This window comes from Carboxylicivirga sp. (assembly GCF_982718395.1).
In genome coordinates this window covers 1-20,548 of sequence record NZ_CEXQWX010000065.1, presented here as the reverse complement: position 1 = coordinate 20,548, position 20,548 = coordinate 1, and the positions used below count along the sequence as shown (strand labels likewise).

The 20,548-nt window shown below is 34.3% G+C and carries 11 protein-coding genes and 1 pseudogene; 11 read left to right on the top strand and 1 reads right to left on the bottom strand.

Annotated elements, in window-relative coordinates; genetic code table 11:
* Nucleotide 1 precedes the first annotated feature (1 nt).
* The 11 genes from AC4MRQ_RS13185 to AC4MRQ_RS13135 all read left to right on the top strand — a co-directional run bounded on the left by AC4MRQ_RS13185 (nt 2) and on the right by AC4MRQ_RS13135 (nt 19,839).
* Entirely contained in the window at nt 2–2,983 is a 2,982-nt protein-coding gene (locus tag AC4MRQ_RS13185) for an ATP-binding cassette domain-containing protein (RefSeq protein WP_491198147.1), read from the top strand.
* Between the two features lie 10 nt (nt 2,984–2,993).
* Entirely contained in the window at nt 2,994–3,434 is a 441-nt protein-coding gene (locus tag AC4MRQ_RS13180) for a hypothetical protein (protein ID WP_491198146.1), read from the top strand.
* Nucleotides 3,435–3,493: 59 nt separating this feature from the next.
* Nucleotides 3,494–7,828 carry a PKD domain-containing protein gene (locus AC4MRQ_RS13175; RefSeq protein ID WP_491198145.1) on the top strand — a complete coding sequence of 1,445 codons (4,335 nt, stop codon included), beginning with the start codon at nt 3,494–3,496 and terminating at the stop codon, nt 7,826–7,828.
* 1 nt (nt 7,829) lies between these two features.
* Nucleotides 7,830–8,921, top strand: coding sequence for an ATP-binding response regulator (locus tag AC4MRQ_RS13170; protein WP_491198144.1), 1,092 nt, complete (start codon nt 7,830–7,832; stop codon nt 8,919–8,921).
* Nucleotides 8,922–8,931: 10 nt separating this feature from the next.
* The gene (locus AC4MRQ_RS13165) at nt 8,932–9,828 is read left to right on the top strand and encodes a hypothetical protein (RefSeq protein WP_491198143.1); all 897 of its coding nucleotides are present in this window, start codon (nt 8,932–8,934) and stop codon (nt 9,826–9,828) included.
* A 4-nt stretch (nt 9,829–9,832) separates the two neighbouring features.
* On the top strand, nt 9,833–10,264 hold the full coding sequence (locus AC4MRQ_RS13160) for a hypothetical protein (protein ID WP_491198142.1): 432 nt from the start codon (nt 9,833–9,835) through the stop codon (nt 10,262–10,264).
* Between the two features lie 188 nt (nt 10,265–10,452).
* On the top strand, nt 10,453–12,222 hold the full coding sequence (locus AC4MRQ_RS13155) for an ATP-binding protein (protein WP_491198141.1): 1,770 nt from the start codon (nt 10,453–10,455) through the stop codon (nt 12,220–12,222).
* 105 nt (nt 12,223–12,327) lie between these two features.
* Nucleotides 12,328–16,209, top strand: coding sequence for a PAS domain-containing hybrid sensor histidine kinase/response regulator (locus AC4MRQ_RS13150; protein ID WP_491198140.1), 3,882 nt, complete (start codon nt 12,328–12,330; stop codon nt 16,207–16,209).
* A 13-nt stretch (nt 16,210–16,222) separates the two neighbouring features.
* Nucleotides 16,223–17,380, top strand: a complete 1,158-nt coding sequence (locus AC4MRQ_RS13145; RefSeq protein ID WP_491198139.1) for a hybrid sensor histidine kinase/response regulator — start codon at nt 16,223–16,225, stop codon at nt 17,378–17,380.
* A gap of 107 nt (nt 17,381–17,487) precedes the next feature.
* Complete coding sequence (locus tag AC4MRQ_RS13140; RefSeq protein WP_491198138.1) at nt 17,488–18,819, top strand: DEAD/DEAH box helicase; 1,332 nt, start codon at nt 17,488–17,490, stop codon at nt 18,817–18,819.
* Between the two features lie 30 nt (nt 18,820–18,849).
* Complete coding sequence (locus AC4MRQ_RS13135; RefSeq protein ID WP_491198137.1) at nt 18,850–19,839, top strand: diacylglycerol/lipid kinase family protein; 990 nt, start codon at nt 18,850–18,852, stop codon at nt 19,837–19,839.
* A gap of 286 nt (nt 19,840–20,125) precedes the next feature.
* On the opposite strand, the pseudogene prfC reads toward AC4MRQ_RS13135, so the two are convergent.
* A pseudogene (gene prfC / locus AC4MRQ_RS13130) lies at nt 20,126–20,548 on the bottom strand (peptide chain release factor 3); the annotation flags it as partial.

Sequence of the window (20,548 nt, the reverse complement as noted above, 5' to 3'; positions counted from 1 at the left end):
TATGGGGAAATATTTCGATAAAAATACAGCTGTTAAAATTGTTGATCTTTTTGTATTACTGAAAAGGAGCAGGGAGAACCAGTCTGAAAGGTATGTTACGCTACTTTTAAATTCCTACCTGGAATTTTATTTCACTAAAAGGGCCAAATATGAGTTGATTGAGTATTATATCGAGCAAGTAGCAAACTTACCTTTACATTTTGAAAGTGACTCTTCGATCTGGTGCGAGGAAGTAAGGAAAGAACTGGTAGAATTATCAAAATACATTAATCAAAAACAAAAATTCCAGCTGGCATTCACTTGTTTTGAATATTTACAGTTTATATCGGAGAACTACACAAACAATATTGATGCAGATTGCTATGAAGAATTAAATAATTTAATAATAGCAAGTTTTGAACTCGATGAAGCAGTTTGTAACGATGTTAAAACAATGTTGTCCAATAATTTCTCACTTGTTGAAAAGGCAGAGAATCTTCTGATTGTTGGAAATTTTAAATACCATCAGCCAAAGACTTATGTTACTATTGCTGTTGAAGAACTAAAAGGTAAGTTATGGTTCTATTATATTGCGCAGATTGATTGTTTTGTATTAAAATATATCGGAGATGCTGAGGTTCTTCTGAACAAACATATTCTGAATTCAGATTGTATTTACCAGTTGAACAAAGGAGGTATCATAAGTAATAATAACAAGATTGTCGTTTCGTATTCGCAGTTAAAGTCGAAAGTAATGCAAAGGCGGGAAGTTTTAATAGAGCTTGAAGCTCAAGATCTCTCGTATAATTACAGAAAATCTACTCAAGGAGTAAAACCACTATCAATTAAAATTCAAGGAGGAGAATTGCTTTCTATTATGGGAGGAAGTGGTACAGGAAAAACTACTCTGCTAAGCCTTTTAAGTGGAAGAATCAAACCTGATAATGGAGATGTATTTATTAATGGTATTAATCTTCACAAAAAGGAACAAAACAACGACTTATTTAAGCAAATTGGATTTGTGCCACAGATTGATCTATTGAATGAAGATTTAACTGTGCAACAGAACCTATGCTATAGTGCACAATTATCTCGTGATAACTTGTCCAAAACAGAAAAAGAAGCTAAAGTTGATCAACTATTAATAGAATTGGGATTAAATAAATCGAAAGATTTAAAGGTCGGTACAGCTGTAGATAAAGTTATTAGTGGAGGACAACGTAAACGACTAAATATCGCTTTAGAGTTAATCCGTGAACCTTCGATTTTGTTTGTTGACGAACCTTCTTCTGGTTTATCTTCAAAGGATGCTTTGCAGGTTATTAATATGCTTCGTGAGATTGCAGATCAAGGTAAAATTGTTGTAATAAATATTCATCAACCTACATCGGAGATATTTCATTTATTTGACAAGCTGGTGATTATGGATAGAGATGGATATCCTGTTTATTTTGGAGAACCTTTCTATGCAGCCAGTTATTTTAAAAAGCACTTAAACTTAATTGATTCTGCCATTGATGATAGTATGCAGATTGGGTATTATAATCCCGAGCAGATTATGGATTTAATTGAGTATGAAAAGGTTGATGGAAAAGGAAATTCAACTAATGAACGCGTTTTTTCTCCGGCGGAATGGCATCAACTTTATCTCAAGAATGTTGACTCTGAGAACGTATCAAAACCTAATCGTATACCATTACCAACTGTTGGAACAGAGGTTCCAAAATACCTTAAACAAGTAATTATATATTTTAAAAGAAATATAATTAGTCGATTTTCGGATCGTTCATATTTTATTTTCACCCTGTCGGGAGCTCCGATTCTGGCATTAATTATCAGCTTTCTGCTTCGTACCTCAGGGTATAACGAAAGTTCTTACAAGTTCATCGATAATATCAACCTACCGGTTTTAATTTTTATAGGAGTGATTGTGAGTTTGTTTCTTGGAATGATTAATAGCGTTGGTGAAATTCATAAAGATAAACGACAATTGAAGCAAGAATCTTATTTGAACTTAAGTTCTTCTGCTTACCTGATATCGAAAATTGCTTATATACTCATTATTAACCTATATCAAATAGGTGTTTATGTGCTCATCAGCAATACAATAATTGAAATTAAGGGTTTATATTGGTTATATTTCCTTGTTTTCTGGTTGGCATCAGGCGTTATGAGTATGATAGGACTATATGTCTCTATAAAGCTTAATTCTATACTGTCAACATATATTGCAATTCCTTTCATTTTAATTCCTCAAATTTTATTAGCAGGTGCTATTCTTGATTTTGACGATATTCACAAGAGTATTGCCAATAAGAGGTACGCTCCGTTTTTTGCAGATTTAATGGTTTCGCGATGGACCTATGAGGCAATCGTTGATATTCAAATGAGTGAGAATTTATACAGTCGCAACTATCATGACTTGTATCTGAAGAAAAGTTCTGCCGATTATTGTTTGAATATCCTGATCCCAAAACTTAAAACTATTATTGAAAAGCGTAATGATAAAACATTACTTTACAATAGTAATGATGTCATTCAATCTAGTTTTAATGAATTACATAATTACTATAACACTCTTCCTTTGAATGATAACGATGTAGTTTCTATGACAAATTTAGAACTTTATAACCTTTTGGACCGTATCGTATTGTGGTTGAAGGAAGTAAAAAACGTTATCAGGACGGAAACATTAAAGCGAAATGAAAGTGAATTATACAATTCGGAAGACTTTGAAAATAGAAAACTAAAAGAACTTGTTCTTAAAAGAAATCGATACGTTAATTATACAATTAACGATAATGAAATCATAAGGAAATTTGAACCAGCATTTTATGCCAGCTCTTGTGAATTTGGGAGAGCACATTTATATGCGCCATATAAGAAGATAGCAAATCTGGAGGTTAAATCATGGAAGTTTAATGTAGTTGTTTTGCTACTTATGAAAGTATTGGTTGCTTTCATGGTTTTGCTAGCTCTGCGAAAGAAGTATAATAAACAATAAAAGATAGATTATGAGGTTATTATTCCAAAAACTAATTGGCATTTCGTTATTCCTTTTCGTTTGTAGTTTTTCGGTACAAACGTATGGCCAAAATTGTAATCAAATCTTTGACCGGGAAGATTTAAACAACGAGCTATATACTGTAATTGTGCGCAAACACGCGTTTAAGGTTACTCCAGGTAAAAAAATACTTGTCAGTGGTTATTTTTTCGGAGGAAAGGGGTACCTATTGGATTTTATAAGTGAAGAGAATCGAAAGGTACATGTGCGCCTTTTAAGAAAAGATAGGTCAGAAGTTTTATTTGAAACATCAGGTAATGAAGGAATAAGTAACCTTCAGGTAAGCTATAACATCACTGAAAAAGTATTGATTGAGATGACATTAGAGAAAAGAAATACTGATGATATTGGTGATCAATGCGTGGGATTGCTCATCAGAACATTTGAATAGGAAGAGATATACTCTTTCTGTGAAAGTAAAAAACCAATTATAACCTAAAACAGTTCGAGATGTGGTACTCAAAATCAATGATACTGGTATTACTACTTTTTAACGCTGTGCATGTACACTCACAGTTAGATGCCGAATTTAGTGTTGATGTTTCTGAGGGCTGTGCTCCACTTGTTGTTGAGTTTACCAATTTGACACCTCACGATAGTGAAAATGAATATTTTTGGAATTTTGGTAATGGAAAATTATCTGACTTAAAAGATCCGACAACTGTGTACTCAGAACCCGGTGTTTATAGCGTTGAATTACGGGTTATTAATCAGGGAGTATCTCAAACCGTTTTAAAGTCAGACTTAATTACAATATTTGAACCTGTAGATATAGATTTCTCAATTGATGGTTCACCTGATGGTTGTGCACCACATAATATTAGTTTCCAGGTAATTGGTGATGAAGCCATGCAGAATCCTTCTTATACCTGGGACTTTGGCGATGGAACATTGGCTGCAATTCAAGCACCTGACCATAATTACACCGAAGCAGGTGAATTTGATGTCACCCTAATTATCGATTATAATAATGGCTGCTTAAGTAAGATTACTAAGGAGAACTTTATTAAAGTTAACAAGCCAAGAGCTTTCTTTAAAGGAGATAAAACCAAATCTTGCGAAGGTGAATTAATTACAGCATTTGAAAATCAATCATATGGTAGCGAAAATCAAATGTATTTGTGGAAGTTTGGGGATGGAGGTAATAGTTCGGAAACCAATCCGGTTCATGCCTATGAAGTAGCTGGCATATATGATGTTTCCTTAAAGGTTACCGATGATTTGGGGTGTTCAGATTCGATCACCATGACTAACTATATAACCGTAGAGGAAACTGTAAGCCAATTTGCAATTGCAAAAGATATTTTTTGTCCTGGAGAATCAATTGAATTTGAGAATACATCAGTCAATAATAAATATAATAGCTGGGATTTTGGTGATGGTACGAACTCATCATTGGCTTCGCCGGCTCACAGTTATGCAACACCTGGAGAATATACAGTTAGCTTAAGAATTGAAAATGGTGTCTGTATAAGTGAATTTGAGAAAAATATTATAATAGAAGAAGTTGTTGCCGATTTTGATATTTCAGAGAATTACAAATGTTCATTGCCGGCTACAATAGGGTACATCGATAAATCTACAAATGCGAATACTTATGAGTGGACATTCGATAACGGAACCACTTCTGATTTGCAGAACCCAAGCGTAACCTATTCAGGTTTTAAGCCTGGAACTAATTCAAGTTATGAAACCTATACCACCAAATTGACTGTGACAAGTTCAAATGGATGTAAGAGTAGTAAGGTTATAAATGATATATTGACAATTTCGTTGCCAATAGCAAGAATATCTGCTGATAATTTACTTGGATGCGTTCCATTGACTGTTAACTTGCAGTCATCATCTACTTACGTGTCTGATCAGGATGAAATAGCAAGTTACCAATGGCTTTTAAATGGAGATGAAGTGTCAGATCAAAGTTCATGGAATACAACCTTTAATGAACCGACCGAAGAAGAAAAAATTGAACTCGTAATAACAACAGGATTAGGCTGTGTTTCAAAAATTAATGATGTAATTAAAGCAGGTGAAATGCAACAGCCAGATTTTTCTGTCAAGGACAAAAGTGTTTTTTGTGCTAGTGAAACCGTTGAATTTGTTGATTTATCAAGCGATCAGGAAGACATTGATTTCATAGAATGGGATTATGGCGATGGTTCTAAATCGTTTGTTGGTGAGTTGACACATATGTACACAGATACAGGCACTTTTGACGTTGGATTAACAGTCTTTCATAATGGCTGTGAAACAAGTGTTGTCAAGTCCAAAGTACTAACTATTAATGGACCTATAGTAGATTTTAATCGGATTAATCAATGCGAAAATGTGATGACAGCTGAATTGTATTCTGATCTGATTGACGCCACCGAATTTGAATGGGACTTTGGAGATAATAGTGCTAAAGTTACCGGATCGGAAACAGTAACTCATACTTATGCTCAGGAAGGTAATTATGAAATTATCCTAAAAGCATCAAATAGCAACAATGGGTGCAATGCCGAGATAAAGAAAAATATTACAATAATTGAATCCTTCGCCGGCTTAGTATCTTCAAAAGATTCAAGTTGTATCAATGAATCACTTGATTTTGACCCACAGTCATCAACTAATCCTGGTGAATTTAGCTATGGAGGAGATACTTATAAATTTATGATCGATTTCGGTGATGGTACTCCAATTGAATATATCAACGAAACGATTAGTCATAGTTATAGTGCTGAAGGAAAATACACCTCAGAATTAATAATTAGGGATTTAAATAATTGTGCTGATACAGCACGTGTACTCGTTGAGGTATTTGATGTTAAGCCTGATTTTGAACATCAATATGATAATGGTTGTTTACCAGCTCAGTATACCTTTTTTGATCGTACAGTATCTGATGTACCGATCGTGGAGTGGGAATGGAACTTTGGAGATGGTTCTCTTTCCAGCGATCAGAATCCTGTTCATTTAATTGAGAGTTTTGGGATTTATGACGTGAAATTAACCTCTACTAGTAAAATTGGTTGCAAACGTTCAATCACCAAATCAAACGAGTTGGTGCTTTTAGAGCCTAAACCAGTAATTGTAGCAGATAGAAGCAATACGTGTATTAATACAATAGTAAGTTTCGAAGAATCATCATTTGCAAACATAACTGAATATGATTGGGACTTTGGTGATGGTGCGGTCAGTAATGAGAGTAGTCCAGAGCACTCATATGCTAATATTGGTTCATATGATATTAGTCTGACTATCAAAGATAATCACGGATGTATAGGAAGTGCTTCATATACAGATTTTATTTCTGTTCAGGACTTTCCTGTTGCAAACTTTAATAGTGATCAAACAGTCTCAAATTGTTACCCGTTTAAAGTTGATTTTAATGATTTGAGTTCGGGCGAATCGTTAACAAAATGGGCGTGGAATTTTGGGGATAATGGTACGTCGACAATTCAAAATCCACAGCATATATATACTAAACCAGGCTTGTATGATGTTCAGGTGATAGTTTCTACATCAAATGGTTGTAATGATACATTAACAAGGAATGAACTTATAGAGGTTAAAGGTCCATATGCCGAAATCATGGCTATGGATACTGTTTGTTTAAATACGGATGTAGAGTTTTCCTTGGTCAATATGCAAAATGTAGAAAACGTGTTTTGGGATTTTGGTGATGGTAATGTCATTGAAGATTTTACTCCGGTTCACCAATACCAGTTAAATGGTTTAAAATACCCTACTGCTTTGCTAATTAATAGCGGAAGTTTTGCCTGTAATAAGTATATTAATGATACGCTATATGTTGATGAAGTGACTGCCATGATGGAGTTTGGAGATGGTAACGGCTTTGGCTGTGAGCCTTATAATTTGAATTTCATCAATAATAGCGTATTAGCTGATAGATATTTATGGAAAGTCGGTGATGAAATAATAGCAGAAACAAAAGACGCTACTCATACTTTCACTGATGCAGGTCTTTATGAAACAAGCCTGAAGGTTACAAGTATTAGTGGCTGTCATGACTCGGTGTATACCGAGGTATTGGTTCATCCTTTGCCAACTGTTGAAATAGCACGCGATACCTTTATTTGCAGGGGAGATGAAATAATGTTATGGGCGAGTGGTGGTCAGTTATATAATTGGTCTCCTGAAAATAGTCTGGACTATTCAGATATTGATATTCCACTTGCAACACCAGAAATAACAACAATTTATAAGGTCAATGTTACAGATGAGAATGAATGTATAAATACTGATTCAGTGAGAGTCACCGTTCAGCAGCCTCCTTACGTTGTTATGCAAGATTCAACAATAATTATTGGAGAATCTATCTTTTATAATTTGGAAGATAATGGAATCAAATCGTATCAATGGTTTCCTGATCTTGAGATTTCAGATGCTTCTGTAGCTAATCCATTAATACTACCAACCGAATCAAGAACATACAATGTTGCTTTAACAGATACAGCTGACTGTTTTACTGAAACATTCTCATTTAATATAAATGTTGAAAAGAAGTACTCCGTTGATGTGCCCACCGCATTTACTCCCAATGGAGATAATCTAAATGATTTAATAATGGTTAAGGGATGGGGAATAAAGGAATTAAAGCATTTCAGGATATTCGACAGATATGGAGCTCTGGTCTATGAAACGAATGATATAGAAATGGGATGGGATGGCAAATATAAAGGAGTAGAGCAGGAAAGTGGCATTTACAACTACATTGTAAGCGTATTGAGTTATGATGGAAATGTACGTGAAATAAAAGGGGCATTCGAATTAATTAAATAATATGAAGAAGAGCGGTCGTATACTAATTATAGATGATAATCCTAAAAATGTGCAATTGCTTGCAAATATATTGCATGCACAGGGTTTTGAAATCGAAGTAGGATTATCAGGCGAAGAAGCATTAAACTGGATGGATGATGAATCGTTTGATTTGTTATTACTCGACGTTATGATGCCTAAAATGAATGGTTATGATGTGTGTAAAGAAATTCGGAAAGATAATCGACACGATAATATGCCGATCGTTTACATCTCTGCAAAAACTGATAAACACAGTATTGTAAAAGGGTTTGAAGCTGGTGGGCAGGATTACGTGACAAAACCATTTAATGAAGAGGAACTTATAGCCAGAGTTACAACACAAATTGGTCTTAAAGTAAGCAGGGAAGCTCTTACAAAGATGAATATTCAACTTGAAGATAAGGTTAAGGAGCGTACCCAAGAGCTTTTTGATGCTAATCAGAGGTTGGTCGAAATTGATAAGAAGCGAAACAAGTTCTTATCCTTTATTGGTACGGAAGTGAGAGCTCCTGTACAGTTAATGGAACAGAGCCTGAAAGCTATTAAAATGAGTGCTGAATCATCACATTTAGCAGGACTGCTAACCGATTTGAATCAATCATACATAAAGTTGAAACGCATCACCACTTTAACTAATAAAATGGTAAAAATACACAACAATACATATGCCAGTAAACTAAAAGATGTGGATTTATTAGGAGTTGTGGATATGGTTTTAACAAATCAGGATTCACTAATTGAAAAGAAGGACATTAAAATAAATATAAATGTTGAGGAAGGTGTTAATATTAAAGCGAATTATGAATTATTACTGGAATCTATTAGTGCCTTTATCACATTGATATGTACTTATAGCGATAAAAACACTGAATTGAGTATAGGATATGTAGAGTCCGACAGACATTCAACATTACAATTAGAGACACTAATTTGTGATGAGCATGGGAATTTTATCGAAGAACTTGGACTTTATACTTCTTATTCTGAATTGATAATGGAATTTCAGAATGGATTGTTTATTAAAGAAAGCATTGAAGGTAACAAATATAAATTTACTTGGAGGTTTAATTAAATTTATCTATATGAAAAATAATCTAGCTTTAGTTATGGCAGCTGTTATTGTCATTCTCAGCGCATTGTCTGGTTGCAATAGTTGTTCAACAAAAAAATCTGATGCGATTGAAGAACAAGTATCGTTCGATGAAATTTCGTTAGAAGAAACGGTAGAAGAAGTGTATTATTCTCTACCATCTCCAGAAGAGATGATTGATTATATCAAGTCAAATGATGTGAAATTTGACTATAAACTCTTACTTGGTATCAATTATGCGGATAGTGTTAAAACACATAGTGAAAAGACTTTATTGATTGGAGCTTTTTTAGCTAATGCCGCGTACCTCTCAGTTTATTCTAAAACAGAATATTTGCAAGAATATTTATTGGCTATAAAGAATTTATCAGATGACATCGGACTTAGTATTGGCTTAAGTGACCAGCAAGAGAAAATTTTTGCAGAACTAACTGATGATCCAAGTTCCGTCCATAAATATTCAAAATTGATTTATGACAACATTATTAATTACATCCAAAATTATGATGATGGAACAACATTGTCTTTAATTTTTACCGGTGCATACATAGAAAGTCTCTATATTCTTGTGGAGTTGCACCCTGAATTATACGGACATAAGCAATCAATAAAGCGACTGGTTGAGCAAAAGATAATATTTGATGATATTCTTGCACTAATGAAGTCAACAGCCAATAATAATAACATTCACGTTGTTGATCAATTAGTTGGTATCAATAGGTCATTCAATAACTTTGAACTTACCAGCTCCATTACAGGCGTCAAGAAAAATGAAGATGGTTCAGTGCAGATAATGGGAGATACGCAAGTGGAACTCTCCAATGAAAATTACGAAGAATTTAAAGAGAAAATTTATTCGAGTCGTAATATTTTGATATTAAACCAATAGTAAGATGTTTATCAAGCAAATTACATTTTGTTGTCTGATATTGTTGGCTTTCGGAGTTAAGGTTGGTGCTCAAAATTGTGAGAATACAATAAAGAAGTGTAAAACTCCTGATAAGTCATTTAAAGTGAGTGCGACGAGCAGAAGTATTAAAATGCGGCGAGGTAAAAAATCACGTATTGTGCTAAATGCTTATCAGAATCGTGTGTATTATTTTTCTGCTTATGCAGACAAGAAGGCTGGAAGGCTACAATTCAGAATAATTGACGCTGAAAGCAATAAAATACTCTACGATAATTCATCTGAAGAAATGAATGATATTAAAATATTTACAGTAACTGCGACAAAAAAACTTTATATAGAATTACTTACCCCTAATTGGATGAGTAAAAATGATTATGAATGTGCTGCCTTTAAAATAGCCTATAGAAAAATATGATGGTATATAAGAGATGACCAGTTTCAATACATAAGCAGCGTGTTCTGTATTGTGCATATAAAAGCACAATGGTTGATCCTGTAAGCATGGAATATATAATTGTTCCAGCTAGTATATAGTTGATAAATGAACCCATAGGAGTAACTAATATGATCAACGATATTCAGAGTATTTTAAATTCAATGCCAATGGCTGTTGTGATATTAAATCGAGAAACCAGCTTGTTCTCATTTATAAATTCATCAGCAAGAAATATGCTTGAAGTGGAGGAAGATGAATGGAATAAGTTTGATTTCTCGACGGTATTTGAAGATAAAGTTGATTTACTTGATCTTTTGGTTGCAGTTGAAGTGAATAATTTGGTTATGGATGTTGAACTATGCATGTATAAATCAAAAACAAAAAACAAAATGTGGGTTAAGGCTAATGCCCAAAGAGGTTGTTTTATGGGGCATGATTCAACATTTATTACTTTAAATGACTTTACGGCAGATAAATCCCAGGAATTAGAACTGAAAGAATCAAGAAAAAAGGCAGAGACAGCTAGTTTTGCAAAAAGTACATTTCTGGCAAATATGAGCCATGAAATTAGAACGCCGATGAACTCTATAATTGGCTTTTCGGAAATCTTGTCTAAACGTCTGAGAGAGCCAAGAAATCTTGAATATATTAATTCCGTTGTCAAAAGTGGTCGTGCGTTACTTGACCTAATTAATGATGTACTGGATTATTCAAAAATTGAAGCAGGTAAATTCAAGTTAAATAATAATTCGGCTAACTTATTTCGCATGGTAAGTGATGTTTATGAACTGTTTTTTTATGATGCAGAAATAAAAGGTCTGAAGTTTAATTATACCTATCCTCAAAACGTTCCAATTTTCTTTACAATTGATGAAACACGATTAAAACAAGTGTTAATCAATCTAATAAGTAACGCTATAAAATTTACCCACAAAGGAGCAATTAAACTAAATGTAGAACTTGAGGAAATTGACTCGACTAACTACGAAGCAACATTTATAGTATCTGATACAGGTATTGGTATTGGCAAAAAACAGCAGGAGAATATATTTGAAGCTTTTGCGCAGCATGAAATGCACGATACTAAAAAATACGGAGGTACAGGTTTAGGACTCACTATAGCATGCAATTTAGTAAAGCTAATGGGAGGGCAATTGACACTTGAAAGCACAGTAGGAAAAGGAAGTACATTTAGATTTACAATACCAATTGCCAGAGGTAACGAAGTAAATAACCTTCCTGATATAGAGAGAATACCTAAAAATTTGATTAGAAGTACTGTTTTTAAACATGCATCAATACTTATTATTAACGATGATGATGAATTAAGATCAATTATTGCAGAATATTTGAAAGATAGGCACCTGAAGATATATGAAGTAAGAGATGGTGAAGAAGGGGTTAAAATTGCCCATTCAAAAATGCCAGATGTTATATTGGTTGATATTCAATTATTGGAAGTTAATGGCTTTGAAGTACTGGAAAGAATTAGAAATGAATTAAAAAGCAGCACTATTGTTGCCATGGTTGATTCATCAACTAATTACTTATTGGGGGATTACAATAAGGTACAGTTTGATAGTTATATCGAAAAACCATTACAGGAAGAAGATCTATTAAATGTATTGGCAAAGTTTATCCCATATCAGAATAGGGAATTGGGTACAGCATCAGAAAATGTAATTGGTGAATTAAAAATAGATATCACATCGCACAAGATAATAAAGGACAGTTGTAAGGAGTTGTTTGACAGATATAAAGAAAAGAAATCTAATAATAATATTAGAAACTTAGCAGAGTGTTTAATTAATGTAGGTGAAGAGAATCATATCAGTAAAGTAAAGGAACTAGGTGTTATGCTTGAAAATGCACAGCAAATTTATGATATAGATAAAATAGATAAAGTGACTGATTTGCTATCTTCCATTATTAATTAAGGAACTATCATAGCCATTATTCACAAAAAGAAATATAGCTAAAATGTAGATAAGTAAAGAGGTTAAGCACTATAGCTTAAAAGATATTTTTCAAAGATTAATGTAATGAATCTATTAGATAATATATATCGCCGTAAAGATAAACGTAAGCTTATAATTGCGGGGTTATTTATTGTCTTAATCTTTGGTCTAGCAGGAATCTCAATAGCCATTGTAAATCAAACAAACCAGATTAAGAAGTTTGAGCAAACAAGACACAATGCCATTGTTATGGCAAATGATTTAAAACAAAGGATCAATGATTTATCCGGTTTCTGCATGAACTATGTTTTGTCTGGTGATTCAATATGGGAAAAAAAATACAGAGATGTTGCAAATCAATTAGAAGGCAAGAAACAATGGTTTGGTAACACACAAATTTCATTCATCGATAGTTTAGAGAAAATTGAAATTTCCCAGTACGAAAAGAATCTTTTAAAATATTCTGTTAAAAAATCTCAGGAGTTGATTAAAACAGAAGAAATAGCATTTAATGCGATAAAATTAAGTGCAACAAAAAAGAATACTCCTAGTGCTGACCGTCACGATAAAAATAAGGAATTAGCGCAGAAAACTATAACGGACATTTCCTATCATAAAAGCAAAGAAGATGTTATTAAACCAATCGCGGCATTTATTGAAACTATTGAACAAAGAAAGGATAATGAAATTTCATATAGAAAGAGGAAAATCACTGCGTTAGTTATTTCACTAATCGCTATTCTGTTGTCCACTGTAGCCATCACCATTAATGCCATTTTTATTTTACTTAAACGTTTAAGGGGAAAAATATACAATTTAGTTCGTGCGCAAAAGGTTGCAGAAAATGCCATTAAAGAGCTTGAAGCAAAGCAACTGGTGATCAAACAAAGCGAGTTGAAATTTAAAGCTTTATTTGAAGAATCATCTAATGCTATATTACTCTATAATCAATCTGGTTTTATTGAGTGTAACTATGCAGCAATAAATATGTTGGGCTGTAATAATAAAGAAGATTTGCTGCAACATCATCCTGCAGACTTTTCTCCGGTTTTTCAACCTGACGGGCAGTTGTCTGTCACGAAAAGTGAAGAAATGATTTCTATAGCCAAGAAGAAAGGGTCCTATAGATTTGAATGGCTGCATAAAAATCTTAAGACCGGAAAATCATTTCCAACAGAGATTAGCATATCCTATATCAGGATGAATGATGAGAATGTAATTCTTGCCATATTATATGATCTGACAGAAAGAAAAAAAGCAGAAGCAGAAATTTTTAAAACGCAGGCCCAATTGAAGTTCCTTTTTGAGGTGTTACCAGTAGGCTTAGTGAATTATGATAATGATGGTAATGTAATTGAAGCTAATCGTTACTCAGAAGACATCTTGGGATTGTCAAAGACCAATCAGGATAACATTAAAGAACGGATAGAGAATTGGACATTACGAAAACCTGATGGGTCAAGCATGTCATTTGAGGAGTATCCAACATACCGGGTCCTTAATGGTGAAGAAATGGTTAATGATATTGAAATGTTAATTAATCCTGAATCAGGAAAGGAACTAAACGTAGTTGTAAGTGCAAGGCTTTTGGGGGCATATGGTATAACAGAGACAATAGTTGATGTTTCCAAAATAAAACAGGCAGAAGAGAACCTGGCACTATTAAATCAAATTGTTTTTAATTCATTAGATGCTGCGAATATCGGAGCTTGGTGGGTCGATTTTAAGGATGATGAATTACTACACGGTCTTAAGAATGTATCAGATATAACAGGGATAAAGGAAATACATAAGAATACATTCAGTTTGCAAGAATGGAATAAAACACTTGTAAGGTCAAAAAAGATTTTTCCAGAATATGCAAAACTAATTGAGCAAAGGGCTTTTAATACAAAAGAATTATTAGCCGGAAATATAGATTCTTACAATGTTGTTTATCCAATTCCATCAGTTACGGGTAATTTAAAATGGATTAATGAAAGAGGGGCCATAACAAGAAGAAATGTTGATGGAAGAGCCCTGTTTATGACGGGAACAATTATAGATGTTACCAATCAAAAGAAAACAGAAAAGGAACTTGAAAAAGCCAAGCAAACATTTGAATTAGCAATAGACGCGGCAAAATTTGGTGTGTGGGATTGGGATGTAATCAACAATACTTTAAAATGGGATGAGACAAGTTACAGATTATATGGTATTGATAAATTTTCTTTTAAGGGAATATTTAGCTCCTGGAGCAGATATATCCATCCAGATGATATAGAAAATACTAAAAGAGATGTTGATTTGGCGCTCAAAGGAGAAAGTGAGTTCGATTCAGAGTACCGGATTGTCAGACCTGATAAAACGATAAAATACATTAGGGGTACAGCTATTGTTTTTAGAAATGAACAAGGTAAAGCCCAAAGAATGATTGGAGTACATTGGGATGTTTCGAAATGGAGAATTAACGAAATGGAACTAAAGAAAGCCAAAGAGCTTGCTGAGGAAGCTACAATGGCGAAAAGCGTGTTTTTAGCAAATATGAGTCATGAGATACGAACTCCAATGAATGCGATTCTTGGATTTGCAGATTTGCTTGAAAGGGAGGTTAAAAACAAAAACCAAAGAAATTATCTGGAGTCAATACGCACGAGTGGTAACAACCTGCTCGAATTAATTGATGATATACTGGATTTGTCTAAGGTTGAAGCTGGGAAACTAAAAATCAGAAAAGAGCCGACTGATACGCAAATATTTTTTGATGAGATTAAAAAACTATTCTCTTTTAAAATTGAAGGTAAAGGATTGAGGTTTATTACAAACTTTTCGGATAATATCCCGCCAACTTTGAATATTGACGAACTTAGGTTGAAACAAATTCTGATCAATCTGATTGGTAATGCGGTAAAGTTTACTGATAGAGGATTTGTAAGGCTTGATGTTTATTGTGAAAATGTAAGGAACTTTGCTCGTTGTAAACCAGGTATGCAATATGTTCGCTTAGTACTGGTAGTCGAGGATACTGGTATGGGAATTAAAAAGGAATTTATAGATTCCATGTATGAGTCATTTTCTCAACAAGAAGGACAATCCACAAGAAAGTATGGTGGCGCGGGACTCGGGTTATCCATCACAAAGAAATTGATCAGACTCATGAATGGTGTAATTTCTGTAGAATCAGACATTGGTAAAGGATCAAAGTTTACTGTTAAATTTCATAATGTTGAGGCAATTTCAAACAAGATTCGCAAGGAAGAGGCTCCTGATTTTGATTTTAATTCCATTAAGTTTAAAGGAGGTAAAGTTCTGTTCGCTGATGATGATAGTGAGAATCGTAAACTATTAAGTCAGATTATGGAATTATCAGGATTGGATTTTTGCTCTACGAACAATGGATTAGAATTATTAAATGCCATTAAAACATATCAACCGGATGTAATTTTAACAGACATTTACATGCCAGTAATGAATGGTATAGAAGTTCTAAGTGAGGTCAAAAAAGTCAAGGATTTAATCGATGTTCCAATTTATGCAATAACAGCTTCAGCTAATTACGATTCCCTTGAAATGCTTAGAAAAGAAAAGTTTAATGGAGTTTTGACTAAGCCGATATTGGTTAATGATTTGTATAAACTGTTGATGAAACACATTAAGTTTGAAGTTCAGAAAGAAGATAAATTAAAAGTTCTTAAGGAAGATACAAAGTTCCATTTAGATAATGGAAAGCTGAAAGAAGCTTTAGAGTTAATAGATAAAGAATTAAACCCTAAGTGGGAGCGGTTAAGGGTGAAAAAGCCTATTGAAGAACTGGATTTTTTTGCAAATCGTTTTATCAAACTTGGCGAAGAATACAAAATATCCAAGTTTGTAAATTATGGAGAGAACCTTCATAATTCAATTGATAGTTTTAATATCGAAGGAATGATTGACCTGATTAACTACTACCCGATAATGATAAGTGAATTAAAGAAACACCAAACCTAGCATTTTTATAACTATGAGAGTAACATATAGTCCAGGTGATTACAAAATATTAATTGTAGATGATGCACCCAAAAACCTTCAGGTTTTAGGTAAAAGCTTAAAAAACATTGGTTATAAGGTTCAATTTGCAATAAGTGGATTTGAAGCGTTAGATTGGCTGGAGACCCATAATTTTGACTTGATTTTACTTGATGTGATGATGCCTAAGATGGATGGCTTTGAAGTATGTCGGATAATCAGAAGTAACCCAAAATTCGACGATCTGCCAATCATATATCTGACGGCCAATACTGATTTAGAAAATACGGTTAACGGACTAGAATCAGGAGCACAAGATTATGTCACTAAACCATTCCGGCCTAAAGAGTTAATGGCACGAATCCAAACCCAGATAGAACTAAGGGATAGTAAATTACAAGTTAAAAAAACTAATACCATTTTAGAAGAAAAAGTAAAACAACGGACCGAGCAACTAATTAATGCCCAAAAACAACTCTTAAATTTGGAGAAGGCAAAAGGTGATTTTTTAAGAATTATCTCGCATGAAATCAGAACACCGCTAAATGCTATCTTGGGATTTACTAATATATTAAAGAATAACATTGAAGCTGAAGCTTTTGTCACTTACATTAATATGTTAGAGGAAGCAGCAAAGCGACTTGAAAACTTTTCTCTGGATGCTCTCTTAATTACCTCATTCCAATTGGGTCATTATGAGATGAATTGGCAGGATATTAACCTGAATAAACTAATTACCAATATTGTGGATAATTATGAGGATGTCGATATTAATAATCAGATTAAATACGATATTACTACGGTCGATCATTCAGTTTCTTTTAATGGCGATCCACAATTAATAAGAAAATGTATTGTGCTAATCATCGACAATGCCGTAAGGTTGTCACCAAGTAATTCCGCAGTACATTTAAGAGCCAATGTTGATCTTGATAATCTGGTAATCAGTGTATCAGATAGTGGACCTGGATTTTCACAGGAAGCTTTAACAAACCTCTTTTCCTTATTTGCTAATCCAGATAAACATGTTGACAAAAATATAGGAATAGGATTGGCTCTTGTGAAACTAATAATGGATGCTCACAAAGCAGAAATCGATATTACCAATAATAGTAACGGAGCATCAGTTCTACTCAAATTTAAGCTTAATTAATTTCAGAATATTAAACTATTCCTTTTTCAACTTTACCAGCTTTTATACCTCAGGTAATAGTTTTATCAATAAACGCATTACTTTTGCATAAATTAATTTGCACGACTTTGAAATTTTCTGATTTAAATATTAATACAGTTCTTCTGAATGCATTGGAGGACTTAGGGTTAGAATTCGCAACACCGATTCAAGAACAATCTTTTCCTGTAATTATGTCGGGAAGGGATGTGGTAGGTATTGCGCAAACAGGTACTGGTAAGACATTTGCTTACATTTTACCAATTCTGCGACAATTAAAATTTTCTCAGCAGAGACATCCAAGGGTATTGGTATTGGTTCCAACCCGCGAATTGGTTGAACAGGTAGCGGGAGAATTTAAAAAGCTAACTGAATATATGAGTGTTCGTATTGGTGGAGTTTATGGAGGAACTAATATAAATACTCAAAAAGAATTGGTATACGCAGGTCTGGACGTATTGGTAGCAACGCCTGGTCGATTAATTGATCTAAGCTTGACCGGGGTTCTTAGGTTAAAAACAATTCAGAAATTGGTAATTGATGAGGTTGATGAGATGCTGAATTTAGGTTTCAGAGCACAACTGGAACAGATACAGGAACTTTTACCAGACAAGCGCCAGAACCTAATGTTTTCAGCGACTGTAACTGACGATGTAGAGAAACTAATAAACCACTGGTTTTATAATCCAATAAGGGTAGAAGTTGCAGCTACAGGCACTCCAATTGAAAAAATATTCCAGACAGGTTATTTTGTTCCGAACTTTTTTACTAAGCGCAATTTGTTGATTCATATGCTTCAGTCTAATGAAGAAATGAATAAGGTACTGGTATTTGTTCAGAGCAAGAGCATGGCCGACCTTCTGTTTGAAGAGCTGGATAAGGAATTTAAGAATGAAGTAGGGGCGATCCATTCCAATAAATCGCAGAACTTTCGGTTTAGAATGGTAGAAGAATTTCTGGGTGGTCAACTTCGCATATTAATAGCAACCGACTTGATTGCCAGAGGTATGGACATTAGTCATGTGAGTCATGTGGTTAATTATGATATGCCTGAAACAGCTGAATCCTATATACATCGTATTGGGAGAACAGGAAGGGCGGATGCAGAAGGTATAGCCATGGCTTTTGTAGAAGAGAAAGATGAGGAGATTTGGACATCTATTCAAAAGCTAATGAAGAAGGAGGTTCGATTGGATCCAATGCCTGAATCAGTTCAGGTAAGTGAGCGCTTACTGGAATCTGAGAAAGAAGTATTGCCGGGTATGATGGTACTTAAAACACCAAAGATTTCAGCTCAAAGAGGAACCGCCTTTCATGAGAAGAAAGAAAAGAATAAGAAAACTAACCAGGGGGGCTCATATCGTCGTAAATTGGCAACTAAATACAAGAAGCCAAAGACGCGCGGACAAAAACGAAGATAATAATCAGACTAAACAATCACTCTGTTACAGATGAACAAACATCGTGTATTATTTCTAATCAATCCAATATCAGGAATAGGTAAGCAACGAGCAGTAGAACAAGCTGTTGAAGATGAAATTGATCATGAAAAGATTGATGTTGAAATTGCATATACCGAATATGCCGGTCATGCGCGCGAATTAGCAAAGAATGCCGTTGGTAAATATGACGTAGTTGTAGCTGTAGGTGGGGACGGGACGGTTAATGAAGTGGGCTCGTCTCTAATTAATACAACAACGGCACTAGCCATTATACCAACAGGTTCTGGCAATGGTCTGGCCCGTTATCTTGATATTCCTTTAAAAGTTAACCGAGCGCTGCAGGTTATTAATCATATGGAGCTGAAAGATATCGACACGTTACGTGTTAATGATCAGATGTCGTTAAATGTGGCAGGAGTTGGTTTTGATGGGCATATAAGTCATAAATTTGCAAAACAAAAAAACAGAGGACCAGCAGGATATGTTAAGCTAATCACCCGTGAGTATACAAAATATAAGGCATCACTTTATCGAATTTCTATTGATGGAAAAACATATGAGTTACCGGCTTTTATGATCACCTTTGCCAATTCATCGCAATGGGGTAACAATATTCATATAGCGCCACAAGCTAAAATAGATGATGGTTTAATCGATGTTTGTATCATTAAGGATTTTCCGATTTATGAAGGACCGTCACTGTTGATCAGCATTCTTGATCAAAGTGTAGACCAACGACGGTATGATGTGGTAACTAAAGCGCGCCATATCAGCATCGAAAGTAATGATAAGTTAGTTGCTCATATCGATGGTGAACCTATAGAATTGGGTAACAAGGCAGAAATTAAAATTCAACCACTCTCGCTACGGGTGATTATTCCACCAAAAGACTTTAGAAAAAAACTGCTTGATCCATTAATGGAGCTGAAGGAGTTACTGCCACCAATACCTAACTTACCTAATTTGCCAAAAGGATTTCGACCTGGTAGTAAAGATTAAATGATTGCTCCCAATTGCATGACCACTTGCCCCAATTCATCTCTTACCTCTCCCAATGGGGTCACCACCCCTCCCAATGAATGAAAAGTATGTCCCAATTCACTCACCGATTGTCCCAATTGGCATGACAGGTGCCCAATTGGTAAAACTTATCTACAGGGTGCATATGCCATTGCTACGGAACATTACAATATCCAATTATTACAGTGAGTGTCAATGAGAAGAAATTACACAAAAAAAGCGAATCCTGGCCAGAACTCGCTTTCTTCATTCAAATTGTATTGTATTAGAATTCCGAAGTAAAGTGGAATTTTATGTTTTTGAAATTACTTTCAGCCATTTGAAGCATGTATGCCGAATCAGCCATAAACACATCACGACCAAATTTATCTTTGGCCATATATTGCAACTTACGCTTTTTAAAGTCATTCAATTCGTCTTCATCCTCACTTTCTAACCAACAGGCCTTGTACAAGTTAATTGGCTCATAACGACATTTAGCACCATATTCGTGTAAGAGTCGGTATTCAATAACTTCAAACTGAAGCGCACCTACCGTACCAATTACCTTTCGACCATTAAATTGGCTGACAAACAATTGGGCTACACCCTCATCCATTAACTGATCAATTCCTTTAGCCAATTGCTTTGATTTCATTGGGTCGGCATTTTCGATATAACGGAAGAGCTCTGGTGAGAAACTAGGTAA